A 22,490-nucleotide genomic window follows, 5' to 3' on the forward strand; every position below is an offset into this window, starting at 1 on the left:
CAGCCCACGCCGCTCGGCCGCCGTCAGTTCCAACGCTCGGTGCTGGTGGGGCACTTCGCCGCTCCTTCCGCATAACCGGAGGAGCGGCAACTCTACCCCCTGACAGGACTTACTTCCTCTGGCTTAGCGTCGTGATTGCTCAGGACATCCCCGATAGCGTCATCTCCATCACTGGCGGCAATGTGGAGATTGTCAACCTCACCTTGCAGGGTGGGAATGCCCAGTTCGGAGGCGGCATCCGGCTCAGTGGCGGCAGCCTTCAGTTGCTCAATTCGGTGGTCCGCGACAACCAGAGCTTCACCGGCGGAGGCGGGCTGGCGATCAGCACTGGGACCACCGCCACCATCCGGAACAGCTCCATCCTCAACAACTACACCATCGGGGCATTCGGGGGCGGAATCCTGAACAATGGCGAACTCTCGGTCTACGACTCCACCATCGCCGGCAATGAGTCCAACCGGGCCGGTGGCATTCGTAACCAAGGGAATATGACCCTGCGCAACACCACGATCAGCGGAAACAAGGCCACGTCTCCTGCCGCCGGGACCGGGGGGATCTCACAAAACGGCAACGCGCTGCTCAACAACGTCACCATCACCGACAACACAGGGGTGGGCGGCGACCTCACGAGCTTCATCGGCGGCGGAATCCATCTCATCTCCGGGAGCACGGTGGTGAAGAACAGCATCATCGCCGGGAACCGCAGCACTCCCGGACCGGACCTCAAGTCCGGACCCGCCGACTGCGCCGGAGTTCTGGGCGGGGACAGCAAGTACAACCTGATCGGGGACAGCAACGGCTGCTCCATCACCAACTTCATCGGCACCTTCAAGTTGAACGTTCCCGCTGACCTGGGCCCGCTCGCGAGCAATGGGGGACTCACCGAGGCCCACGTCCCGCTGCCTACCAGCCCGGCGCTCAACTCAGCCTCTCCCCTCGCACCGCCTGACGTGGACGCCTGCGAGCCCTTGGACCAATGGGGCGAGCCGCGGCCAGGCAACGGCGCATGCGACATGGGAGCGGTCGAGGTGGGTGTTAGGGTGGTCGGGCTCATGCTGGTCGATGCCACCACAGACAATGCAATCCAGTGGCTCCATCCTGGCGAGACGCTCAAACTCTCCAGTCTGCCGCCGCAGTTGTCGATTATCGCGGTGGTGCGCGGGTCCGCTGGCAGTGTGATCTTCGGCTTCGATGCCAATCCGTCATTCCAGACGGAGAACGTGGCCCCCTATGCCCTCGGAGGAGACTCCCCGACCGGGAACTACACCCCGGTGCCGTTCTCCATCGGAAATCACACCGTCACCGCAAGCCCCTTCGTTGGCCCTAATGGCACCGGCGATGCCGGCGGGAGCATGACTGTCGATTTCATCGTCGAGCCCTGAGCGAATCCATTCACTCCGGGCGCGGAGAGGACGACGGGCTCGGAGCTCACGGACACCACCGGCTTCTGCGGCGCGAGGGAGCGGCCGTCCGGCAGGGACAGGAAGAAGCGCATCCGCGCGCACCCTACGGTCCACCCGCGGGCGGCGGTTCCTCCCATCCCCACCCAGCGACAGGAACAGGGCGATCTGATCGGACACCAGCCGGGTCTGCGCGGAAGCCAGCGACGCCTCGGCGTTGGCCCGGGTGCGCTCCGCGTCGAGCACCGTCAGGAAGTCCTCCCGCCCTCCGCGGTAGAGCGCGTCCGCTTCGCGCGCGGCCTGGGCGCTGAAGTCCCGGGCGGCCGTGAGCGCGGTGACGCCCTCCAGTTCCTGCGTGTACTGCGTCAGGTTGATCTCCGTCTCCAGCAGCGCGTTGAGCACCACGCGGTCGAACTGCGCGAGCGCTCCTTGCGCGGCCGCATCCGCCTGGGCAATGCGCGATCTGGCGACGCGGGTGTTCGGAAACGTCCAGGACAGCAGCGGCCCCAGGCTCCAGCCCAGCGTGCTCTCCTGCCCGAAGGACCCCAGCAGGCCTCCGGACCCCGCGGACACTCCGAAGCTCACCGTGGGATAGAGGTCCGCCGTCGCCACGCCAATGCGCGCCGTCGCCGCCGCCAACGTCCGCTCCGCCTGTCGGACATCCGGACGCCTGCGCAGCAGCGCGGCGCCATCCCCCACCGGGATGGGCGAGCTCAGCCGTGGCGGCGCCTCACACGCCTCCACGTCCGGGGGAAACGCCGCGGGCGGCCTGCCACTGAGCACCGCCAGCCGCAGCAGCGCGATGCGTCGCTGTGCCACCAGCGGAGGCACGTTCGCGCGAAGCACCTCCACCTGCGCTCGCGCCCGGCTCAAGTCCAGCGCTGTCCCCCGCCCCGCCTCCACCAGCCGCCGCGTCCGCGAAAGGCTCTCCTCTTGCAGCGCCAGCACGCGACGCGCGACCGACACCTCGTTGCCCACCGAGCAGACGCTCGCGTACGCCCGGGTCGTCTCCGCGGCCACCGTGATGTGCGTCAGGTCCAGCGCGGCCTGGACCGCCTCCGTGTCCGCGCGCGCCGCCTCGATGCCCCGGCGAATCCGCCCGAACAGGTCCACCTGAGAGGATGGGCAGCAGCATGGACATGCGCTCGTGCAGCGCGCGCACGGCTCCGGCCCGAGGACGCAGGCCCGCGGTGTCGAACGGCAGGTGCGTCGCCAGCAGGTGGAGCGCGGTGACATCCTCCGCCAGCCGGTGCCACTCCCGCCGGGTGCGCGCGTCCCTCCGCCCCGCGAGCGCGTCCCGGGCCCACCGCCCCGCGTCCACGAGGAAGCCATCGATGCGCTCCAGCAGCACCGGTCCCACCGGGCGCGGGAAGAACGCGGTGTGCACGACGGTGGCGCACACGATGCCCAGGCCAATCTCCTCCACCCGCACCAGCGCCGTGTCGAAGAGGGCCCCGGCGAGGAGACGCCCGGAAAGCCGATGATGGCCGCGGTGTAGCCGCCCAGCATGAAGACGTAGCTGCGCGGCGTGCGGTCCAGGAGCGCCAGGTACAGGCACCAGCCCACCCACAGCGCCATCGCGAGCGACAGCAGCTCCGGCGAGTTCACCAGGTTGGGGACGAGCACGCACGCCATCCCCGCGCCCAGCACCGTGCCCAGCAGCCGGAAGACGGCCTTCGAGCGCAGCGTGCCGGACAGCGGCTGGCTGACGACGTAGACGGTGATCATCGCCCAGTACGGCCTGGGCAGGGAGAAGCGCAGGCCGAGGAACAGCGCGGCCATCGCGGCGGCGAAGGTGTTGAGCGAGAACACCCATGCCCTGAGCCGCGGAGTCCTCATCTCCGCGGGTCCAGGCCGCGCTCCCCGGCGCTGTCGTCAGCCCCGGGGTCTCACTCCTTCGTGAGGTCGTAGACCTCCTGGATGCTGTGGAGCGTCTGGACGAAGTCCAGCTTCAGGTCCTGGATGAGGCCGTTGCGCAGGTCGAACACCCACGAGTGCACGATGGGGAAGCCTCGCGTCAGGTAGGACTTCTGCACGGCGGCCGTCTTGATGATGTTGATGCTCTGCTCCAGGACGTTGAGCTCCACCAGCCGCTCGTAGCGCTTCGTCTCGTCCGCGATGCCGTCCAGCTCCTGCTTGTGGAACCGGTACACGTCGCGGATGTTGCGCAGCCAGGGGTTGAGGATGCCCAGGTCCTTGGGCTGCATCGCCGCGCGGACGCCGCCGCAGCCGTAGTGGCCGCAGACGATGATGTGCTTCACGTCCAGCTGCCGGACGGCGTAGTTGATGACCGACATCACGTTCAGGTCGACGTTGTTGACCAGGTTGGCGACGTTGCGGTGAACGAAGACGTCACCCGGCGCCAGCCCCATGATCTGGTTCGCGGGCACGCGGCTGTCCGAGCACCCGATGTAGAGGAAGTCCGGCTGCTGCGACACCGACAGCTTGGTGAAGTAGTCCGGATCCGAGCGGAGCTGCTCCTCCGCCCAGGCCTTGTTGTTCTCGAAGATCTTGTCGTAGGGCGTCACGGCCGTGACGCTCGCACGCAGGGCCCCCACCGTCGAGCGTTCACTTCCACCAGTGTTCACGCGCGACCACGGAGCATCCAGTCCCAGTACAGGCGCGGCAGGCCGTACTTCTTGAGCAGCCACAGGTCGCGGCGCTCCACGAACGTGTTGATGAACGGCAGGCTCGGCGCGGGCCGGCCGTCATAGTCGAACTCGGCGAGCAGCATCCGCCCGTAGCCCGTCACCAGCGGGCAGGACGCATAGCCGTCATACCGGGCCGTGGGCTCGCGCCCCTCCATCACGGCCACCAGGTTCTCCACGAGCACCGGCGCCTCCGCCCGGATGGCGGCGCCCGTGCGCGACGTGGGCAGGTCGCTCGCGTCTCCAATGGCGAAGACGTTCGGATGGTCGGGGTGCTGGAGCGTGTGCTTGTGCGCCTTGACCCAGCCCGCGTTCGGGCCGTCCTGATGGGCCAGCGCGCTGCGCTTGATGAAGTCCGGCGCGCTCTGCGGCGGCGTGACGTGCAGGAGGTCATACCCCAGCGTCACCCACTCCCGGCGCCCGTCGCGCGTCACCGCGAAGAGCGCCTCACGGCTGTGCGCGCGCACCTCCACCAGGTCGTGGCTGAAGTGCGTCTGGATGCCGTAGCGCTCCACGACGCCCTCCAGCACCCGCGCGTAGGGCTGCACCCCGAAGAGCGCCTTGGCCCCCGAGCCAAAGACGACGCGCGACTTCCCGGTGAGCCCGCTGCGGCGCAGGTGGTCCGCCACCAGGTACATGATCTTCTGCGGCGCCCCCGCGCACTTCACGGGCGTGGCCGGATGGGTGAACAGGGCCGTGCCCCCCTGGAACGCCCGCACCATCTCCCACGTCTTCGGCGCGAGCCGGAAGTCGTAGTTGCTGGACACGTACGGCGTCTTCAGCGCCTCGCGCAGGCCGCGCACCCGGTCCCAGTCCAGCTGGATGCCGGGAGCGACCACCAGGAAGTCATAGGTCAGCCGCGCGCCGTCCCGCGTGAGCACCTGCTGACGGACGGGGTCCACCTCCTCCGCCCGGTCCTGGATCCACCGCGTCCCCTTTGGGATGTAGTCCGCCTCCGGCCGCACGGTGCTCGCGATGTCCGCGGCGCCAGCGCCCACCAGCGTCCACAGCGGCTGGTAGAAGTGCTGCGCCGAGGGCTCGATCACGGCGACGCCCCGCACGCCCTTGCGCCGCAGCCGCGCCGCGACCGTGAGGCCCGCGGTGCCGCCGCCGATGATCAGCACGCGGTGGTGCTCGGAGGCGGAGGAAGGCTTGAGGGATGGGGACGCCTCGCGCAGTGTGGATGAGGGAGCGTTCATAAGGGCAAGCCGCGAGCCTGCCCACGACACCCCCACCGCGCCAGCTGCCCTGCGATGCGAACGCACGTTGCCGGGTCCACATCATGGGCGCCCTCGGCGGGCCCCAGGTCGCGACTACGCGCGCACGGCCTCTGGCGGCTTCACGGGCTTCACCCGCCGCCACGCGGACAGGCGCCGGGCCACGACCATCCCCACGAGCCCAGCCCCAGCCCGAGGGCGAAGAGCAGCCCGCTCAGGAAGGCGAAGAGAGAAGAACGCATGGGTCAGGACACGTGGCGGACGAAGAAGACGGTGAGCGCGCCGGTGGCCATGAACGTGAGCGTGGCCACGATGGAACGCACGGAGCCCCGGCTGATGCCGCAGACGCCGTGGCCGCTGGTGCAGCCATTGCCCAGCTGGGAGCCGAAGCCCACCAGCAGCCCGGCGCTCCCCAGCAGCGACAGGTGTCCCAGGGGCAGGGGCCCGGAGGCCGGGAGCCCGCCCGGACGCAGCCACGCCAGCAACAGGCCCCCCGTGAGCAGGCCCCCGAGGAAGAGGATCCGCCCGATGAGAACTCCACCCACGAGCGGAAGGACGATTGAAGAAGACATGTCTTTGTCAAAGAATCCAGGGATGCCGGGAGCCCGATGGACCGCTCCCCGTATCATGGCCCCATGGACCGGAGACTTCGACATGCTCTTCCGCCAGCTCTTCGACTCCGAGTCCTCGACCTACACGTACCTCATCGGGGATGAGGCCACGGGCCAGGCGGTCCTCATCGATCCGGTGCTGGAGCAGGTGGACCGCGACCTGAAGCTCGTCGGTGAGCTGGGGTTCGTCCTCTCCCACGTCTTCGACACCCACGTGCACGCGGACCACGTCACCGCGTCCGGCACGCTGCGAGAGCGCACGCGGTGCCAGGTGGTGGCTGGCACGGGCGGGGCCCCATGCGCGGACCTCCAGGTGAAGCACGGCGACACGGTGCACGTCGGACAGTGCGCCTTCCAGGTGCTCGCCACGCCGGGCCACACGGACGACAGCGTGAGCTACCTGCTGGGCGACCGCGTGTTCACCGGGGATGCCCTGATGGTGCGCGGCAACGGCCGCACCGACTTCCAGAACGGGAGCGCGAGCCAGCTCTACGACTCCATCACCCGCGTCCTCTTCCAGCTCCCGGACGCGACGCTCGTCTTCCCCGCGCACGACTACCACGGCAACACGGTGACGAGCATCGGCGAGGAGAAGCGCCACAACCCGCGGGTCGCGGGCAGGAGCCGCGAGGAGTTCATCGAGGTGATGAACAACCTCCACCTGCCCCGCCCCAAGAAGATCGACCTGGCCGTCCCGGCCAACCGCGCCTGCGGACGGACCCAAGTCCCCGCGCCGGAGGCCTGAGCTCAGGCCGGCTTCGCCAGCTCCGCGTCAATGGCCTGGACCAGCCGCGGATCCTCCGCCGTCACGTCCGGAGCGAAGCGGCCCACGACGCGGCCATCCCGGCTGACGAGGAACTTCTCGAAGTTCCACTGCACCTCCGGCTTCGGGTTGGCTTCGATGCCGTAGCCCTTGAGGTTCGCGCGCATGGGCCCCTCGCCCGTGGCGTCCGGGATGGCGCCCGTCAGCGCGTGGTAGAGCGGGTGCTTGTCCTGCCCCACCACGGAGATCTTCGAGTACAGCGGGAAGGTCACGTCGTACTTCAAGGTGCAGAACTGCTGGATCTCCGCCTCGCTGCCCGGCTCCTGCCCCATGAAGTTGTTCGCGGGGAAGCCCAGCACCTCCAGGCCCTGCCCCTGCCGGCTCGCGTAGAGCTTCTGCAGTCCTTCGTACTGGGGCGTCAGGCCGCACTTGGAGGCGACGTTCACCACCAGCAGGACCTTGCCCTTGTGCTGACCGAGCGTCCGGGGAGCGCCGTCGATGCCGGTGAGGGGGATGTCGTAGAGGTTCTGGCTCATGTTCAGGCTCGGTCTCCGTTTGAGGGGGCGGCCACTCTAGCCCAGGCCCGCCAGGGGGCAGCCCCGCACAGGTCCGGCAAAGTGCCAGCCCTGGTGTGGTGATTTGCGGCGGTCGCGGCGCAATGCAAGGCGCCGGCCCCTGGAGGGAACGGCTGGCCCGGGCCTTGCGTTGTGTGGACTCCCTCGCACTTCATGCACCGGCTCCTCGTCCCCCTCGTCCTCCTGCTCGTTGCCCTGGCCAGCGTGGCGGGCGGAGCCGTGTGGTTCATCCAGCGCGACCGGCAGGCGCTCGTGGAACAGTTCGGGCGCGACCGGCAGGCCCAGCTGGAGGAGGCCGCCAGCGGCGTCGCCCGGTCGCTGGAGGACCTGGGGGACAACCTGCGCTTCGCGAGCGAGCTGCTCGCCCAGCCCGGCTCCGCCGGAGACCATCACAACGAGCTGCGCGCCCTGCTGGAGGCCGTGGGTCAGTACAGGGCCATCGCCGTGCTGGGCCCGGACGGCGACGAGCGGCTCTTCCTGGTCGACCACAAGTCGCGCCACCTGCCCAGGGAGGCCGTCCATCCCCCGGCGCTCGCGGACACCGCGCGGCAGGCGCTCACGGCCCCGGTGGGGCACGTCATTCCCTCGTACCCCATTGAAGGCGCCGCGTCCTCCGGGTGGATGCGCGTCTTCGCCATCCGCATCGACTCCGACCTGCCCGGGGGCGGAGGCGCCGTCGCCATCCTCGTGGACACCGAGCCGCTCTTCGCGCCGCTGCGCATGGTGACGGTGGACGAGAACACGCGCCTGCTCCTCCTGGGCGCCCACGGTACGCCCGCGCCCATGAGCGACCCGGCGCTCGCGTCCTGGCACCGGCGGCTGGGGGAGCCCGCGGGCGCGCTCGTGCCGGGCCTGCGCACCCTGGTGGCGCGGATGCGCGCGGGCGCGGCAGGGTCGCTGCGGATCAACGAGGCGGAGGCCACGCGCCTGGGCCTGGGGTCCGCGGACGCGGTGGCCACGTTCCGCCCCCTGCGCATGCGAGGCGAGGCCTCCTGGTCCGTGGCCACGCTCTCCTCCACCAGCGCCCTGCGCGCCCACGAGCGCACCCTGGTGCTGCGCCTGTCGCTGGCGGCGCTGCTCGTGGCGGTGTTCCTCGTCGCGTTCGGGACCTACGTGGTGCTCGCCAACCGCCGGGAGGTGGCGCTGCGGGAGACCCTGCGCCACGCCGCGAGGTTCGCGCACCTGCACGAGAAGACACAGAAGATCCTCGACCACATCCCCACGGGCATCCTGGCCCTCGACCGCGAGGGCCGCATCAGCGCCGTGAACCAGGCCCTGCGCGCGCGCCTGCCGGCCACCGCCGTGGGGAGCACCCTCCCGGAGGCCTTCCCCACCGCGCCCACGGCCGCGGTGCAGCGGCTGACGGCGCTGGTGCTGGCCGCGCGGGACAAGGGCGCCGTGCGCAGCCTGCACGGCGAGCCGCTCAGCCTCTTCAACGAGAAGGACCAGTTCAACGTCCACGCCGTCCCGCTGGAGCACGGCGACGGAGAGGCGAGCACGCTGCTGGTGCTGGAGGACCTGAGCAACGTGCGCATGCTGGAGGATCAGCTCCTGCGCGCGGAGAAGCTGGCCACGGTGGGCGTGCTCGCCGCGGGCGTGGCCCATGAAATCGGCACGCCGCTGGGCATCATCCGGGGCCACGCCGAATACATGCTCCAGAAGGTGGGCGGCGTGGAGCACCCGCAGGGCCGGGGCCTCAACGCCATCGTCACGCAGATAGACCGCGTGAGCCGCATCATCCGCCAGCTGCTGGACCTCTCACGCCTCCAGCCCGCGCGGGCCGGCGTCGTCCCCCTGGCGCCTCTCGTGCGAGGCCTCCAGGAGCTGCTCGACGTGGAGGCCGAGCGCCGGCACGTCCACCTCGAGCTGGACGTGCCCGAGCGGCTGCCCAGCCTGGCGGCGGACGCGGATCAACTCCAGCAGGTGCTGCTCAACCTCACCCTCAACGCCTGTGACGCATGCAGCGCCGGAGGCCACGTGCGGCTGAGCGCCACGGCGTGCATGGCGGCAGACGCCCAGGCGGTGGAGATCCGCGTCCAGGACGATGGGCGGGGAATCGCGCCGGAGCACCTGCACCAGGTGTTCGACCCCTTCTTCACCACCAAGAAGCGGGGCCAGGGCACGGGCCTGGGGCTGAGCGTGGTGGCACAGATTGTCCGCAACCACGGTGGCCAGGTGGGGGTCGAAAGCGAGCCCGGCCGCGGCACCGTCGTCACGTTGCGGTGGCCGGTGGCCGCCGCTTCCGGCTGGGAGGAACGGCATGCCGTCTAGCGCGCGCATCCTCGTGGTGGATGACCACGAGGAGATGGGACAGATGCTGAAGGAGCCCCTCACGGACGCGGGCTACCGCGTGGACCTGTCCACGGGCGGCGCGGACGCCATCGCGCAGCTGCGGGCCCGCGTCTACGACGTCGTCCTGTGCGACCTGCGCATGGAGGAGGTGGACGGGCTGGACGTGCTCGCGGCGGCGCGCCGGCACGACCCGGAGCTTCCGGTGCTCCTGATGACCGCCTTCGGCGCGGTGGAGAGCGCCGTGGAGGCGATGCGGCGCGGCGCCTACCACTACCTCACCAAGCCCTTCCGCCTGGACGAGGTCCTGCTCCACGTCGGGCGCGCGCTGGAGTCCCGGCGCCTGCGGACCGAGCACCGCGACCTCAAGCGCCAGGTGGCCCAGCGCGGCGGCCTGGGCTCGCTCCTGGGCCACAGCGCGCCCATGCGGACGCTCTACGAGCTCATCGACCGCGTGGCGGCCTCGGAGGCGCCGGTGCTCATCCGGGGCGAGAGCGGCAGCGGCAAGGAGCTGGTGGCCAGGGCGCTCCACTCCGAGGGGCCCCGGAGCCAGGCGCCCTTCGTGGCGGTCAACTGCACCGCCCTGCCCCACGCCCTGCTGGAGAGCGAGCTGTTCGGCCACATCAAGGGCGCCTTCAGCGGCGCCACCACCACGCGCCGGGGCCTCTTCGTGGAGGCGGACGGAGGCACGCTCTTCCTCGACGAAATCGGGGACATGCCCCCGGAGCTCCAGGCGAAGCTGCTGCGCGTCCTCCAGGACGGCGAGGTGCGCGCCGTGGGCGCGGATGGCTCGCGCCGCGTGGACGTGCGCATCCTGGCCGCCACGCATCAGGATTTGGACGCGCGCGTGAAGGAGAGCCGCTTCCGGGCGGACCTCTTCTACCGGCTCAACGTCGTCTCGCTCCGGGTGCCGCCGCTGCGCGAGCGCATGGAGGACATCCCCAAGCTCGCGGAGCACTTCGTGGCGCAGGCCCTCGCCCGCAATCCGCGCTCCGCCGTCACCGCCCTGTCCCCGGAGGTCGTGGCCACGCTCACGCGCATGCCCTGGCCCGGCAACGTGCGCGAGCTGGAGAACCTGGTGGAGCGACTGGTCGTCCTGGGCGCGCAGCCCACCGTGGACCTGGCCCAGCTGCGCCTGCACACCGCGGACGCCGCGCCGGAGGTCCACCCGCTGGCCGCGGCCCACGGACAGGTGGTGCCGCTGAGACAGCTGGAGGGTGAATACATCGCGTGGGTGGTTGCCCGCTGTGGAGGCAACAAGACGCGCGCGGCGGAGCTGTTGGGGATTGATGTCTCCACCATCCACCGCCGGGAGAAGACGGACAGCGGCGTTTCGCAACGCTAGGACGACGCGCTTTGCGAGTCATCGCGCCACCCCGCGCGAGACGCCAGACGGAGGGACCGCGGCACAGCCCTTGCTCATGTATCAGGGCATGAACCGAACCCACCTGTTCCTCCTGATGTCAGTCATTGGCCTCTCTGGTTGCGCCAGGCGCGCGGCCAACACCAGCACCACCGACGCGGCGGCCCACACGCCGGCCCCCACCGCCAGTGACCGTGGCAACGCGGCGCTGCCCACGCCTGACGACACGGAGCAGGCGCTCGCGGCGCTCAACGCCGCGCCCATCTACTTCCCGCTCGACTCCTCCCTCCTCCCCGCCGAGGCCACCGACGAGCTGTCGCGCATCGCCCAGGCCCTGCGTCAGCGCAGCCTCGCGAAGGTGACGGTGGCGGGCCACACCTGCGAGCTGGGCACGACCGAATACAACATCGCGCTGGGCCAGCGCCGCGCCGCCAGCGTGCGCGCCTACCTGGTGAACCTGGGCGTCGAGCCCGGCCGCATCTCCGTCATCTCCTACGGCGAGGAGCGGCCCGCGGACGCGAACACGCCTGAGAAGAACCGCCGCGCGGAGTTCTCCTTCCGCCTGGCCGAACAGGCCCGCGCTGGCGAGCTGTAGTCCCTTTCTCCGACCTCCCACCGAGCCCCCATCCACATGAGCCCCAGCGAAAACGCCCCCCTCCCGCCGTCTCCCGTCCGTTCCCTGCGCTGGCCCCTGGGCATCGCCGCCGCCGTGGCGCTCCTGGGCGGTTCAAGCTACTTCCTCCTGCGCACGCCGGAGCCGCCTCCCACCCCTACGCCGGCGATCGCGGAGCCCACGCCCCCGGCGCCGCCCGCGCCCCCGGCGGTGCAGCTCTCCGGCACCGACGCTCGCGTGAGGGAGTTGTTGAAGGGACTCTCCAGCGACGCGGATTACGCGCGCTGGCTGTCCTCCGAGGACCTGGCCCGCCGCTTCGCCGCGTCCGTGAACCTGGTCGCCGAAGGCCAGAGCCCGCGCATGCCCCTGTCCTTCATGGCGCCCGCCGGGACCTTCCGCGTGACAAAGCGTCACGGCCACACGGTGGCGGCGCCGGAAAGCCATACCCGTTACGACGGAGTGGCCCGCGTCATCACCTCCCTGGACACGAAGAAGGCGGGACAGGTGTATCAGGAGCTCAAGCCGCTCCTGGACGCCGCCCACGCGGAGCTGGCCCCGCCGGGCCGGAGCCTGGATACGACCCTGTCGCAAGCCATTGTGCGTCTCACCCGGGTCCCCGTCCCCAAGACGCCTCCGGAGCTCACGCCGAAGGGCGCGCTCTACGTCTACGCGGATCCGAACCTGGAAGCGCTGGGCGCGGCGGAGAAGCACCTGCTGCGCATGGGCCCGGACAACATGCGCAAGGTGCAGGCGAAGCTCACGGAGCTGGCGGCCGCCCTGGGCCTGCCGTCGCAGGAGCAGGCCCGCGGACCGTAGCGAGCTGCTTCTCCCACCCTCGGGGGCGTGCAAGGCTGTCCGGACCGCATGCTCTACACGCCCCGAAGCTTCCAGGAGTCGGACCTCCCCACGCTGCACGCGTTCATGCAGCAGCACGCCTTCAGCACGGTCATCTCGCACGGCTCGGGGATCAACGTCTCGCACCTGCCGCTGATGCTGGTGCCGGACCGGGGCGGCAAGGGCACGCTGCTGGGGCACGTGGCGCGCGCCAATCCACACTGGAAGGACTTCGACGGCGAGCGGCCGGCCCTCTGTGTCTTCCATGGGCCCCACGCGTACATCTCCCCCACCTGGTACAAGGAGCAGCCCTCCGCGCCGACGTGGAACTACGCGGTGGTGCACGCGCTCGGGCGTCCGCGAATCTTCGACACGCAGGCGGAGCTGTCGAAGCTGATCGACCTGATGCTGGCGCAGTACGAGCCCGCGAGCGGAGCCCCCGGCCACGCGGCCCACCTGCCGGAGGAGGTCCGCGCGCAGCTGCTGGAGCACATCGTCGGCTTCGAGCTGCCCATCGAGGAATTGCAGGGCAAGTTCAAGCTGGGCCAGAACCGCTCCGCGGAAGACCAGGCGGGAATGATGGAAGCGCTCGCGGGCCAGGGCGGCGATGCGCTGGCCCTGCTCGAGCTGATGCGACAGCGCGGCAGGTGACCTGCCTTTGCCCGGCCTGGTTGCTTCGCCGACTGGCGGGAGCCCCTCCCACGGCACAGCTTTGGGATGCCCATGGACGTCCCCGCCTCGCTGCTCGACTTCTCGCTGGTCCAGGAAACCTCGCTCGACCGGCGGCACCGCTTCCCCCGTCTCGACCGGGTCTCGCTGCCCGCGCGCATCGCCGTCCTGGTGCTGGTGAGCTGGCTGCCGCTCCTCGTCCTGTCGCTCCTGGAGGGAGGGCAGCTGGCACACGCCTTCCTGCGCAACGTGGCGACCCATGTCGAGTTCCTGGTGTCCCTACCGCTGCTCGTCGCGGCCGATGGCTACATCGACATGCGCCTCGCGGCGGCCGTGCGCCATTTCGTCATCTCGGAGCTGATTGATGCGAAGCACCTGCCCCGCTACGAGGCCATTGCTCGCGACGCCACGCGGGGGCGGCGAAACGGCCTCATCGAGGCCGGGTTGATGGTCATCGCCTTCGCCCCGTCCTTCGTGCACGTGCCCTACCTGCCGAACCGTCCGGCCTGGCTCCATGCGGAGCCCGGGGGCCCGCTCACCCTGGCCGGGTGGTGGTACCTCGCGGTGAGCATGCCGATCATCCGGTTCCTGCTCCTGCGCTGGCTGTGGCGGGCGATCCTGTGGGCGATGTTCCTGTTCAAGGTCTCCAGGCTGCCGCTCGCTTTCGTGCCCACCCATCCGGACGCGACGGGCGGCCTGGGCTTCCTGGGCACATCCCAGGCCAGCTTCTCGGTCATCGTCCTCGCGTTGTCCGCCACGCTCACCGCGCAGCGTCTGGTGCACGCCTCCAGCGCGAACCTCTCCGGCTACGCCCTTCACCTGTTCGCCTTCGCGCTCATCTGCCTGGTCGTCGTCTTCTCGCCGATGATGTTCTTCTTCCGTCAGCTCTTGATGGCGAAGCGAAGGGGGGACCATGCCTACTCGGGTGTGGCGTCCTGGCACTCACGGCGTTTCGAGCAGCGGTGGTTCCACCACGAGATACCGAAGGGACTGGAGCCGCTGGGCGCGCCCGAGTTCTCCTCGCAAACGGACCTGAATACGTCCTTCACCGCGGCGCGCGACATGCGCTGGTTCCCGGTGGACATCCGCGCGGCGCTGGCCGTCGTCGCCGCGGCCATGGCGCCCATGGTGCCCCTGCTCCTCGCCGACCGGCGCTTCCTCGAGGTGGTGCTGGCGCTCGGCAAGAGCGTGCTCTGACGCCGCGACAGCGTCCTCAGCGCAGGGTGACCGGGGCTGCATCTGGGCACTGGCACGCAAGGGAAGGAGTGCCAGGGCACCCGCGAACAGCACCAGCAGGGCCACGAGACAGCGTCGGCGGAAGTGCGGGGACATGGGCGCGCTCAGGGGGAGGCATTTTCGGTCTGGGCGGTCGAGCCATCGCCGGCCTCCGGGCAGGGAGACGCACGCTATGCATGCCCATCCCTCCAGGGAGAGCCGCCCCCGGGTGCATGGCGATGTCTGACGGACGGAGGGGCGCACGTGACGCCCCCTCCCCCGAGGCTGTCCTATCGTCGACGAAGGGGCGTTAGCGGGGCGCCTTGCGCGAAGGGGACTCCTCCCGGACGATCAGCAGCCCATCCATGACCGTTGCCCAGGGGGCCTCCATCCACGCCGAATAGTTCAGGGGACGGGCCACGCTGGGTCCAAGCTCACGAAGCTGGCGCCCATCTAGATACCGGGTGTCCGCGGCGTGGTTCAAGAACGCCTGGCCCTCCAGCGAATCGGGCGTCGCGGGTGCGAGGTCAAACGTGTGGGAGCTGGTTCCGATGGAATACCTCCCGGAGCTCGCGGAGAACCCCAGCACGAAGGACTGGTCCCCGAAGCGCTCACGGACATAGGTGCCGAAGGGGATCCGCTGCCGGTCGTCCGCCTCCAGGCTCGACATGTCCTTCGCGGCATGAACGGTGGCGGTCCAGACAATGGCTTTCCGGGGCTGGGGGGACTGGGACAGGAGCCATTCCAGGTTCATGAACATGGAGCGATCTCGCGCGACGTCATCACCCCAGTCCCTGGGCGCATCCGGCTGCGCCTGCTTCCGGGCCCGCGCGGCGGCCTCACGGGTGAGGTTCCGCACCAGATTGCGGGCCAGCTGCAGCTGCTCTTGCGTCGCTGCCGCTCCGGGCCTGGAGAACGCCGACTCCAACGCCTTCGCGCAGCCCAGGAGGACCTTCGGGGTCTCCGCCGTGTACGGGCGGGCTTCGTCGTACCGCCAGGCCAGGTGCCAATCGAAGTCCGCTCCGCACTCCGCCAGCCCCAGGCCGTTGAACCAGGGGATGAGTTCACGCGCCATCTCCTTCTGCGCCCAGGTGCCACTGTTGATTTGATCATCGATTCCACCGACCGCGAGGGTCCCCGCCCGGAGCCGCGCGGACAGGAATGGAATCAGAGGTGCCATCTCCGGACTGGCCCACATCCCGCCAATGGCAGTCGTGAGCATGTCATCGCTGACGGGCTGGCCCGCTTTCAAGAGCGTCTGGATGTGGAGGAAGTCGTAGGTGCCTGTCTCGATGAAGAAGGCGTCGTACTGGCACTCCTCCACCAGCCGGCGGGTCAACTCCGCCTTGAAGGCCACGGTCCTGGCACTGCCATGGTGGGACTCCTCCCCCAGCAGCGCCAGCTGTTTGTCGCAAAGCTCCCGGACGATCCGGTCGGCGTCTGAAACCGGAGGGGCTTCGCTTCTGGGTGAAGAGGCACAGCTCGAAAGCAGCGGAATCAGGAGCAGCAGATATCTCATTCGCAGCCCTTCCATTTGCCGGCCACCAGAACACAGGTGGCCAGCAGCCGGAATGGCTTTAGAGCAGGCACTTCAGGGTCGAGGGATCGCATTCGAGCCCGGAGTTGCAATACTTCAACTCGCAACACGGCTGCTTCCAGGCGCCGCAGCCCGGCTTGTTCTGGGCAGAGACGTCATCGGAGACCGCCTCCGTCGTGGGACCCTGGACATCGGCAGAGATGCCTTCCGTCTGCTCGGCGTCCGCCGCCTCCGTTCCACCGCAGGCCAGCGCCAGGGACAGCCCCATCACGACGAAAGCACTCTTCACGACACGCGTCAGCATCGGGAGCTCCTCTCGGTGAGTACCGCGCCTGTCTGAATATCGAAAGCAAGCATGCGCTTGCAATTCAATGCCTTGCAAGCGAACCATCCCGTTGCAAAGGGATTGAAGCCCAGGTGTAGAGCTTCACATCGCCCTCATTGTCAAACCTGGGTTCAAAGCCCATTCAGGTCCGGCCTCCCCGCGAAGGCCCCGTCCCAGAAGTAGAGGATCGGTCCATGCCCCACGTCACCGTGAAGCTCTACCCCGGCAAGTCCGAGCAGCAGAAGGCCCAGCTCGCCGAGCGGATCGTGAAGGACGTGATGGAGGCCCTCGGCAGCGCGGAGGGCTCCATCTCGGTCGCCATCGAGGAGGTCTCCCCGACGGACTGGGCGGAGACGGTCTACCGGCCGGAGATCGCCGGCCAGTGGGACCGCCTCTACAAGAAGCCCGGCTACAACCCGCTCAAGTAGGCGGCGGGCCGTGGCCGCTTCAGCGCTCCGCGAAGGCCTTCTCCGTGACGTAGTGGCCGGCCTCTCCGGGGGTGCCCTCCCGGAAGCCGCGCTCCTCCAGCATGGTCGTGAGGTCCGAGAGCATGCCGGGGCTGCCACAGAGCATCACGCGGTCCACCTCCGGGTTCAGCGGCGGCAGGCCCACGTCGTTGAACAGCTTCTCGCTGCGGATGAGGTCGGTGATACGGCCCGTGTTGCGGAAGTCCTCGCGCGTGACGCTCGGGTAGTACGTGAGCTTCTGCTTCACCAGCTCCCCGAAGAACTCGTTGTGGGGCAGCTCGTGGAGGAAGAGGTCGTGGTAGGCCAGCTCCTCGGCGCGGCGGCAGGTGTGCGTGAGGATGACGCGGTCGAACTGCTCGTACATCTCCGGGTCCTTCACCAGGCTGAGGAAGGGGGCCAGGCCGGTGCCGGTGCTCAGCATGTAGAGGTTCTTGCCGGGCAGCAGGTGCTTGAGGACGAGCGTGCCGGTCGCCTTCTTGCTGACCAGGATATTGTCGCCCTCCTTCAGGTGCTGCAGCCGGGAGGTCAGGGGCCCGCCGGGCACCTTGATGCTCAGGAACTCGAGGTGGTCGTCGTAGTGGGCGCTCACCATGCTGTAGGCGCGCAGCAGGGGGCGGGCCTCGACCTCCAGGCCGATCATCGTGAACTGGCCGCTGGCGAAGCGGAAACCCGGGTCCCGCGTGGTGACGAAGCTGAAGAGGGTGTCAGTCCAGTGGTGCACGCGCAGCACGGACTCCTTCATGAGACTGCTCACGGTTGTTGCTCCAGAAGAGGGCCGGCGGCGTTCTAGACCACCCGAACGCGCCAGTTAACGGGCGATGTTGTGCGACAGATTCCCCCTCCGTACCAGAGGAAGGAGCCCGGCGGGCAGCCTTGCGCTTATCGGCGGGTTCAGGTCTCCAGGGGGTCCGCCAGCCAGGGCCACCCTCCCCCGGGAGCCGTGGAGCCGCCCCGGCGGCCGGAGCCGGCCTCGGGATCCAGGGTAGGCGCGGGCCCGTTACTCCGGATCCAGCGCCCAGGTGCCCTCTTCCCAGCGTTTCAGCGCCTGCCCCGCCTCGAAAGCAAAGAACCCCTTCCGCTGAGCCACCTCATCCAAAACAGCCTTGGCTTCAGCGGTCCGATAGCGAAGCAAGAATGAAGCAGCCGCGACCCTGACGTCCGCCCTTTCATGCATGAACAGGCGCGCAAGCGCCTCACGCCCTGCATCACCATGGGCACGAAGTTCCTTGAACGCCTGGATGTAGAGGCTGCCGTGACGATCGTCCGGGTCGGCTCCAGGCTGGAAAATGGCATCAGTCTGTGCGGCAACGTTATCGGCGAACTGCTTGACGAGGGCTTCCAGGGTCATCGCCACATCCCTGCCTTGATGTTCTCAATCGCGAGCAAGCCAAACTCCCGCTGAGCTGCATACGGCTGCGTACTCAGCCACTCTCGAATCGTCATGTCCGGGGAGCCGGTGATGAAGGCACGCTTCCTTGAATAGAACGCGCTGACCAGGTCGTGGAGCGTCTTGTCCAGGGCGACGACATTCTCGGTATTGTGAATCGCGTCAGGCCCGAATTGACGAACGTTCCCTTCGGTCTGCTCGACGATGTGGTGCCACTCCCTGCTCGGGCCCGCGCTTCCTCGCGCCTTCGTCATGCCCCGGTGTGTCTGCCATGCCTTGAATCCAGAGGAAGCACTCCCGCCGCGTGTTCCACCCGACGACATGGCCACGGCGCCAGGCGCGAGGCCGAACGTGAATCCGTCCGCCGCCACGGCCACGGACTCGACCTGTCCCACCGCCGCGTAGACGACGCCGGCTTCCGCCTCAGCCCGGACCGCGGCCCCGCCCGCCCCTGGTAAGCCCGGGAGCTTCGCCCCAAGCGTCGCGCCCGTACTCCCAATCGCAGCCGTCGCCAGCATCACGAACGCCCGCGCCGCCTGACGGCCCATCACTTTTCCGAACCGCTTCCCCGCCCCCCGCAGCTCATCGAACGTCAACGCCACGTCCGACTCCGCCATCAGGTGCCGGAAGCCCTGGATGAGTGCCCAGAACGTGTCGATGCCCACGTAGCCAATGAGCGCCGCCGTGAGCACCGCCGCCACGCCCTTCGTCGCGGGCTCCGGCACGGTCCAGAGCAACGCATACGTGGCCGCAGTCCAGAGCGCGGCCTGCACCAGCGCTTCAGGATTCGCCATGTCCTTCACTGCGTCCCACAGCTCGTCGAGCACCGCCCCCTTCGCCAACGCGAGCGCCAGGGCGAAGCGCGCATCCCCCGCGACAACCAGGCTCTCCTTCAGGAGCCCCAGACAGTCACCCGTCCGTCCGGTCCGGCCACACCAACGCAGATACGCGCGAGTCAGCTCCACATCGGGCGGCGATGACTCAGCCGCAAGTTGATCCCCAGGCCCGAGCGGCGTGATGCGGCGGCGCTGCACGTCCACCAGATACGAACCGCTCCGAGGCTCCACCTCGAAGAGGCGCCGTGCCGCTTCCTGGGCTCGCGGCGACAGCCGAAGGCCCGGGGCCAGCCCAGCTACCGCCTCCTTCAGAGCATCCCCACCGAGCGCGACCCGAAGGACGGATCCCTCCGCACGAGGCACATGGACGACCGGCGCACCGCGCCCCGTGTCGAGCCGGACGACCTTCGCCCCGCCACCGCACCCGGCCAGCGCCCAGAACAGGGCCAGCACCAGCCATGGCAGCCGCATGCGAATCTCCGGAGCGCGAAAACGAAAAAGGCCGGCTGCCACAGGGGCAACCGGCCTTCTTCTTCTTGGAGCCGACATCCGGATTTGAACCGGAGACCTACTGATTACGAATCAGTTGCTCTACCAACTGAGCTATGTCGGCGCACCGAGGCGGCGCGTAAGTACCATCCGTATCCGGACCCGGCAAGGAGTTTCTCCGCGACTTTTCAAGCGCCCTCCTCCATCCCCACCCACCAGTCTGACACTCGTGACACGGTGCATCCGGTGGGCTGACACACCGCGTCGGCTAAGCCCGCGACTTTTCTCCATAATTCGGAGAAATGGCCTGGCGCCAGACTGGTTGAATCCCCGTGGCGGCTGTGCTCATAAGGGCGCCGCTTTCCCAGTGGCCCCCATCCGGGTGGGCCCTCAAGGAGCACGTTCCATCATGGCCAGCGAAGAGACTTTCATGCGCGCCCCGGCCCCTACGCCCAAGCGCACCATCTACACGGAGGCGATGGAGATCTTCAATTACGCGGCGGATCTCATCGGCCTGGACAAGCGGGTGCGTCTGGAACTCGAAGAGCCCGACTACGAGCACATCTTCTACGTCACCGCGAAGCTCAAGGACCGGCTCGTGCCGCTGTCCGCGGAGGCGGCGAAGTCCTTCGCCGACCTCTCCGTCACCCAGGTGCGCAACCCCGAAGGCCTGGAGCGCCTGGCCAACGGCAACCTCATCCTGAACGGCCGCGCCCTGCTGGGCTCGGACGTCGCCATCCGCCACGGCCACCTGCGGCTGCCGGACGGTCTGGTGTACCAGCTGGTCCCCGGTGAGTCGCAGCGCTTCAAGGCCTACCGCGTCCAGCACAACCAGGCCCGTGGCCCCTACAAGGGCGGTCTGCGCTACCACCGCGAGGTGTCCCTGGATCTCTTCAAGGCGCTCGCCGCGGAGATGACCTGGAAGACGGCCATCGCGGAGGTCCCGTTCGGCGGCGGCAAGGGCGGCATCCAGCTGGATCCGCGCGAGTACGGCCGCGAGGAGATCGAGGCCATCACCCTGCGCTTCATGTACCGGCTCAAGAGCCTCATCGGGCCGAACATCGACATCCCGGCGCCGGACGTGGGCACCAACCCGGAGATCATGGCGCTCCTGTACCGCCAGTTCTCCGACGGTGAGCGCGAGCGCCACAACCTGCGCGGCATCGTCACCGGCAAGGACGTGCGCATCGGTGGTTCGGAAGGCCGCGGCAAGGCCACCGGCCAGGGCGTCGCGTTCTGCATCGAGGACTACTACGCCGACCGCGGCGAGAGCGTGAAGGGCAAGACCTTCGTCCTCCAGGGCTTCGGCAACGTGGGCAGCCACGCCGCCAACATCCTGGCGAACATGGGCGCGCGCCTGCTCGCGGTGAACGACGCCGACGGCTCCATCTTCAACGGCGACGGCATCGACGTGAGCGCGCTGTCCGCGTACGTGACGGACCCCAAGAACCTCAAGCGCTCCGTCGTGGGCTTCCCCGGCGCCCAGCGCATCGAGAAGAAGGACCTCTGGGACGTGCAGGCGGACATTCTCGTCCCCGCGGCCCTGGGCGGCGAGATCACCGCGGACGTCGCGGAGCGCCTCAAGGTCAAGCTCGTCGCGGAAGGCGCCAACGGCCCCACCACTCCGGAGGCCGACCGCGTCCTGCAGAAGCGCGGCATCGAGCTCATCCCGGACATCATCGCCAACGCCGGCGGCGTGACGGTGTCCTACTACGAGTGGATCCAGAACAAGCGCATGGAGCGCTGGAGCGAGGCGGAAGTCGATCAGCGCCTCGAGCGCGCCATGAAGCGCAACTACCGCATCATCCGGGACATCTCGCGCAACCAGCCGCGCAAGACGGAGATGCACGACAGCCGCCCGTACTGCATCGGGAAGCCGGTGGACAGCCGCTGCGCCGCGATGATCCTCGCGCTCAAGCGCATCGAAGCCCACTACCTGCTGGAAGGCTTCTCGCAGTAACCGGCGCAAAGCCGTCTCCTGCGTCGCCCCCTCGGGGCACGGTGTCTTCCCGCTCAATGGGGGAAGGGCCGTGCCCCGTGGTGTTTCAGTGCATCACCCGCTCGCGGTCCACCAGGAGCAGCGGCGCGTCGTCCAGGGTCTCGTAGGCCACGATGCGCAGGCCCACGCCGCGGCTGTTGCCGGGCCGCCCGTCCTTGCGGCCGAAGGCCAGCGCCACCTGGTAGCGGACCTCGCACAGGCACGTCATCTCCGTGCCGTCCTCGCCCGCGAACGTCACCTTCAGCTTCTCGCCCAGCCCCAGCGAGTCGCGCACCTCGATGAACATGCCCCGCGCGCTGATGTTGCGGCCGATGCCCCGCATCATCCCGTCCTGGGTGGACAGGTACACGGTGAAGATCTTGTCGAAGCGCAGGTGGGAGCGGCGTTCCTGGGGCTGCGTGTTCATGCGGGGAGGGCTCCGAAACAGGTGGGGACAGGGGCAAACTACACGGTAGCCAGATGTAGGCAAAATAATCACCTACATCCACCCTGACGCACTGTGACTCACCATGTTCCGGTTCACGGGAAAGCGCTGCCCCCGGCGCGGCGGGAGTGGCACCATCCCCGGGCTGTCCTTCCCCCCTTTTTTCCGGAGTTTCCCGCCGTGAATCGCATCCTGGCCGCTGCCTTCGCCCTCCTTGTGCCCACGCTCGCCCTGGCCGACGTCGACTCACGCTTCGCGAAGCTGCGTGACGAGTCCGAGCCCCTGGGCGGGCTGGGGGCCTTCCTGGAGAAGTACGTGGGCGAGTGTGACGGGGCGCTCGTGGATCCGCAGTGCAAGCAGCAGGCGGAGGCCTTCCGCAAGAAGTACACGGGCAAGCGCCTGTACATGATCGTCACCGAGGACGACGCGGGCATGGTGTCCCCGGGCGACTTCAACCCCGGCACCAACGAGTACACCATCAACATCACGCCCTTCTTCTCGGGCGGGAAGTACGGGCTCTGCCACGGGGCGCCGAAGAAGACGGACGCGCAGGGCAACCCGGTGATGAACTACCTCACGGTGAGCGGCACGGCGCCGGACATGTGGAACGGCGGCACGTTCAACCGCATGTTCATGGCGCGGGGCGTGCGCGCGCAGGTCGTCTTCACGCCGCAGTCGGTGTGGTCGCTGCCCAAGAAGGGCGGCGGGAAGAACTACGGCGTCAACGCGCGCATCGAGGCCGTCCTCGTCACCGAGGGCCGCACCGGCAACCAGCTGGGGCTGTGGCTCAACGGCAAGGACGCGGGCGGCAGGTAGCGCGCCCGGCCCC

General features: G+C 68.9%; 21 protein-coding genes, 1 tRNA gene and 3 pseudogenes. 11 read left to right on the plus strand and 14 right to left on the minus strand.

Annotated elements, in window-relative coordinates; genetic code table 11:
- Window positions 1–131 precede the first annotated feature (131 nt).
- The gene (locus D7V80_RS43860) at window positions 132–1,382 is read left to right on the plus strand and encodes a choice-of-anchor Q domain-containing protein (RefSeq protein ID WP_370452481.1); all 1,251 of its coding nucleotides are present in this window, start codon (window positions 132–134) and stop codon (window positions 1,380–1,382) included.
- 222 nt (window positions 1,383–1,604) lie between these two features.
- On the opposite strand, the pseudogene D7V80_RS43865 reads toward D7V80_RS43860, so the two are convergent.
- The 6 genes and pseudogenes from D7V80_RS43865 to D7V80_RS11000 form a co-directional block, all read right to left on the minus strand.
- A pseudogene (locus tag D7V80_RS43865) lies at window positions 1,605–2,636 on the minus strand (TolC family protein); the annotation flags it as partial.
- Window positions 2,575–2,958 (minus strand): annotated as a pseudogene (locus D7V80_RS43870) (FUSC family protein); the annotation flags it as partial. The pseudogenes D7V80_RS43865 and D7V80_RS43870, both read right to left, overlap by 62 nt.
- Window positions 2,841–3,239 (minus strand): annotated as a pseudogene (locus D7V80_RS43875) (FUSC family protein); the annotation flags it as partial. The pseudogenes D7V80_RS43875 and D7V80_RS43870, both read right to left, overlap by 118 nt.
- 50 nt (window positions 3,240–3,289) lie before the next feature.
- Window positions 3,290–3,988, minus strand: coding sequence for a carbonic anhydrase (locus tag D7V80_RS10985; protein ID WP_233585258.1), 699 nt, complete (start codon window positions 3,986–3,988; stop codon window positions 3,290–3,292).
- Window positions 3,985–5,247 (minus strand): FAD/NAD(P)-binding oxidoreductase, encoded by a 1,263-nt coding sequence (locus tag D7V80_RS10990; protein WP_147447039.1) that lies wholly within the window; start codon window positions 5,245–5,247, stop codon window positions 3,985–3,987. Before D7V80_RS10990 ends, D7V80_RS10985 begins: the two co-directional genes overlap by 4 nt.
- Before the next feature lie 263 nt (window positions 5,248–5,510).
- Window positions 5,511–5,837, minus strand: coding sequence for a YeeE/YedE family protein (locus D7V80_RS11000; RefSeq protein ID WP_120588105.1), 327 nt, complete (start codon window positions 5,835–5,837; stop codon window positions 5,511–5,513).
- 82 nt (window positions 5,838–5,919) lie between these two features.
- Between D7V80_RS11000 and D7V80_RS11005 the strand changes: the two genes are divergently transcribed.
- On the plus strand, window positions 5,920–6,621 hold the full coding sequence (locus tag D7V80_RS11005; protein WP_120588106.1) for an MBL fold metallo-hydrolase: 702 nt from the start codon (window positions 5,920–5,922) through the stop codon (window positions 6,619–6,621).
- Between the two features lie 2 nt (window positions 6,622–6,623).
- On the opposite strand, the gene D7V80_RS11010 is transcribed toward D7V80_RS11005, so the two are convergent.
- Entirely contained in the window at window positions 6,624–7,175 is a 552-nt protein-coding gene (locus tag D7V80_RS11010; protein ID WP_014396399.1) for a glutathione peroxidase, read from the minus strand.
- A 192-nt stretch (window positions 7,176–7,367) separates the two neighbouring features.
- On the opposite strand from D7V80_RS11010, the gene D7V80_RS11015 reads away from it, so the two are divergent.
- The 6 genes from D7V80_RS11015 (at window position 7,368) to D7V80_RS11040 (ending at window position 14,179) form a co-directional block, all read left to right on the plus strand.
- On the plus strand, window positions 7,368–9,485 hold the full coding sequence (locus D7V80_RS11015) for a nitrogen regulation protein NR(II) (RefSeq protein WP_120588141.1): 2,118 nt from the start codon (window positions 7,368–7,370) through the stop codon (window positions 9,483–9,485).
- A complete protein-coding gene (locus D7V80_RS11020; protein WP_120588107.1) occupies window positions 9,475–10,848 on the plus strand; it encodes a sigma-54 dependent transcriptional regulator in 1,374 nt (457 codons plus the stop codon). The genes D7V80_RS11015 and D7V80_RS11020 overlap by 11 nt, the downstream gene beginning before the upstream one ends.
- Before the next feature lie 88 nt (window positions 10,849–10,936).
- A complete protein-coding gene (locus tag D7V80_RS11025; protein WP_120588142.1) occupies window positions 10,937–11,461 on the plus strand; it encodes an OmpA family protein in 525 nt (174 codons plus the stop codon).
- Window positions 11,462–11,497: 36 nt separating this feature from the next.
- Complete coding sequence (locus tag D7V80_RS11030) at window positions 11,498–12,295, plus strand: DUF3014 domain-containing protein (protein ID WP_120588108.1); 798 nt, start codon at window positions 11,498–11,500, stop codon at window positions 12,293–12,295.
- 48 nt (window positions 12,296–12,343) lie between these two features.
- Window positions 12,344–12,964, plus strand: coding sequence for an FMN-binding negative transcriptional regulator (locus tag D7V80_RS11035; protein WP_120588109.1), 621 nt, complete (start codon window positions 12,344–12,346; stop codon window positions 12,962–12,964).
- Window positions 12,965–13,036: 72 nt separating this feature from the next.
- Entirely contained in the window at window positions 13,037–14,179 is a 1,143-nt protein-coding gene (locus tag D7V80_RS11040) for a hypothetical protein (protein WP_147447040.1), read from the plus strand.
- Between the two features lie 328 nt (window positions 14,180–14,507).
- Here the strand turns inward: D7V80_RS11040 and D7V80_RS11045 are convergent, their stop codons facing one another.
- Window positions 14,508–15,716, minus strand: coding sequence for an erythromycin esterase family protein (locus D7V80_RS11045; RefSeq protein ID WP_120588111.1), 1,209 nt, complete (start codon window positions 15,714–15,716; stop codon window positions 14,508–14,510).
- A gap of 58 nt (window positions 15,717–15,774) precedes the next feature.
- Complete coding sequence (locus D7V80_RS11050; protein ID WP_120588112.1) at window positions 15,775–16,038, minus strand: hypothetical protein; 264 nt, start codon at window positions 16,036–16,038, stop codon at window positions 15,775–15,777.
- A gap of 215 nt (window positions 16,039–16,253) precedes the next feature.
- Between D7V80_RS11050 and D7V80_RS11055 the strand changes: the two genes are divergently transcribed.
- A complete protein-coding gene (locus D7V80_RS11055) occupies window positions 16,254–16,487 on the plus strand; it encodes a tautomerase family protein (RefSeq protein ID WP_014396389.1) in 234 nt (77 codons plus the stop codon).
- Between the two features lie 19 nt (window positions 16,488–16,506).
- Here D7V80_RS11055 and D7V80_RS11060 read toward each other — a convergent pair whose 3' ends face one another.
- From D7V80_RS11060 to D7V80_RS11075, 4 genes are all read right to left on the minus strand, one after another.
- Window positions 16,507–17,280: a ferredoxin--NADP reductase gene (locus tag D7V80_RS11060; RefSeq protein WP_199738500.1), complete on the minus strand. Its 774-nt coding sequence runs from the start codon at window positions 17,278–17,280 to the stop codon at window positions 16,507–16,509.
- 243 nt (window positions 17,281–17,523) lie between these two features.
- On the minus strand, window positions 17,524–17,874 hold the full coding sequence (locus D7V80_RS11065; protein ID WP_120588143.1) for a DUF2019 domain-containing protein: 351 nt from the start codon (window positions 17,872–17,874) through the stop codon (window positions 17,524–17,526).
- Entirely contained in the window at window positions 17,871–19,220 is a 1,350-nt protein-coding gene (locus D7V80_RS11070; RefSeq protein WP_120588114.1) for a hypothetical protein, read from the minus strand. The genes D7V80_RS11065 and D7V80_RS11070 overlap by 4 nt, the downstream gene beginning before the upstream one ends.
- 66 nt (window positions 19,221–19,286) lie before the next feature.
- Window positions 19,287–19,362, minus strand: a tRNA-Thr gene (locus tag D7V80_RS11075).
- Window positions 19,363–19,647: 285 nt separating this feature from the next.
- On the opposite strand from D7V80_RS11075, the gene D7V80_RS11080 reads away from it, so the two are divergent.
- On the plus strand, window positions 19,648–21,198 hold the full coding sequence (locus tag D7V80_RS11080; protein ID WP_120588115.1) for a Glu/Leu/Phe/Val dehydrogenase: 1,551 nt from the start codon (window positions 19,648–19,650) through the stop codon (window positions 21,196–21,198).
- 85 nt (window positions 21,199–21,283) lie between these two features.
- On the opposite strand, the gene D7V80_RS11085 is transcribed toward D7V80_RS11080, so the two are convergent.
- A complete protein-coding gene (locus D7V80_RS11085) occupies window positions 21,284–21,643 on the minus strand; it encodes a PilZ domain-containing protein (protein WP_120549467.1) in 360 nt (119 codons plus the stop codon).
- A gap of 198 nt (window positions 21,644–21,841) precedes the next feature.
- On the opposite strand from D7V80_RS11085, the gene D7V80_RS11090 reads away from it, so the two are divergent.
- Entirely contained in the window at window positions 21,842–22,477 is a 636-nt protein-coding gene (locus D7V80_RS11090; protein WP_120588116.1) for a DUF6066 family protein, read from the plus strand.
- Window positions 22,478–22,490: the final 13 nt, after the last annotated feature.

The organism is Corallococcus sp. CA054B, assembly GCF_003611625.1.
GTDB lineage: Bacteria > Myxococcota > Myxococcia > Myxococcales > Myxococcaceae > Corallococcus > Corallococcus coralloides.

Excerpts from the sequence above, each read along its gene's own strand:
- D7V80_RS10990 (WP_147447039.1), bottom strand. The coding sequence starts at position 5,247 with ATGAACGCTCCCTCATCCACACTGCGCGAGGCGTCCCCATCCCTCAAG.
- D7V80_RS11000 (WP_120588105.1), bottom strand. The coding sequence starts at position 5,837 with ATGTCTTCTTCAATCGTCCTTCCGCTCGTGGGTGGAGTTCTCATCGGG.
- D7V80_RS11005 (WP_120588106.1), top strand. The coding sequence starts at position 5,920 with ATGCTCTTCCGCCAGCTCTTCGACTCCGAGTCCTCGACCTACACGTAC.
- D7V80_RS11010 (WP_014396399.1), bottom strand. The coding sequence starts at position 7,175 with ATGAGCCAGAACCTCTACGACATCCCCCTCACCGGCATCGACGGCGCT.
- D7V80_RS11015 (WP_120588141.1), top strand. The coding sequence starts at position 7,368 with ATGCACCGGCTCCTCGTCCCCCTCGTCCTCCTGCTCGTTGCCCTGGCC.
- D7V80_RS11020 (WP_120588107.1), top strand. The coding sequence starts at position 9,475 with ATGCCGTCTAGCGCGCGCATCCTCGTGGTGGATGACCACGAGGAGATG.
- D7V80_RS11025 (WP_120588142.1), top strand. The coding sequence starts at position 10,937 with ATGAACCGAACCCACCTGTTCCTCCTGATGTCAGTCATTGGCCTCTCT.
- D7V80_RS11030 (WP_120588108.1), top strand. The coding sequence starts at position 11,498 with ATGAGCCCCAGCGAAAACGCCCCCCTCCCGCCGTCTCCCGTCCGTTCC.
- D7V80_RS11035 (WP_120588109.1), top strand. The coding sequence starts at position 12,344 with ATGCTCTACACGCCCCGAAGCTTCCAGGAGTCGGACCTCCCCACGCTG.
- D7V80_RS11040 (WP_147447040.1), top strand. The coding sequence starts at position 13,037 with ATGGACGTCCCCGCCTCGCTGCTCGACTTCTCGCTGGTCCAGGAAACC.
- D7V80_RS11045 (WP_120588111.1), bottom strand. The coding sequence starts at position 15,716 with ATGAGATATCTGCTGCTCCTGATTCCGCTGCTTTCGAGCTGTGCCTCT.
- D7V80_RS11050 (WP_120588112.1), bottom strand. The coding sequence starts at position 16,038 with ATGCTGACGCGTGTCGTGAAGAGTGCTTTCGTCGTGATGGGGCTGTCC.
- D7V80_RS11055 (WP_014396389.1), top strand. The coding sequence starts at position 16,254 with ATGCCCCACGTCACCGTGAAGCTCTACCCCGGCAAGTCCGAGCAGCAG.
- D7V80_RS11065 (WP_120588143.1), bottom strand. The coding sequence starts at position 17,874 with ATGACCCTGGAAGCCCTCGTCAAGCAGTTCGCCGATAACGTTGCCGCA.
- D7V80_RS11070 (WP_120588114.1), bottom strand. The coding sequence starts at position 19,220 with ATGCGGCTGCCATGGCTGGTGCTGGCCCTGTTCTGGGCGCTGGCCGGG.
- D7V80_RS11080 (WP_120588115.1), top strand. The coding sequence starts at position 19,648 with ATGGCCAGCGAAGAGACTTTCATGCGCGCCCCGGCCCCTACGCCCAAG.
- D7V80_RS11085 (WP_120549467.1), bottom strand. The coding sequence starts at position 21,643 with ATGAACACGCAGCCCCAGGAACGCCGCTCCCACCTGCGCTTCGACAAG.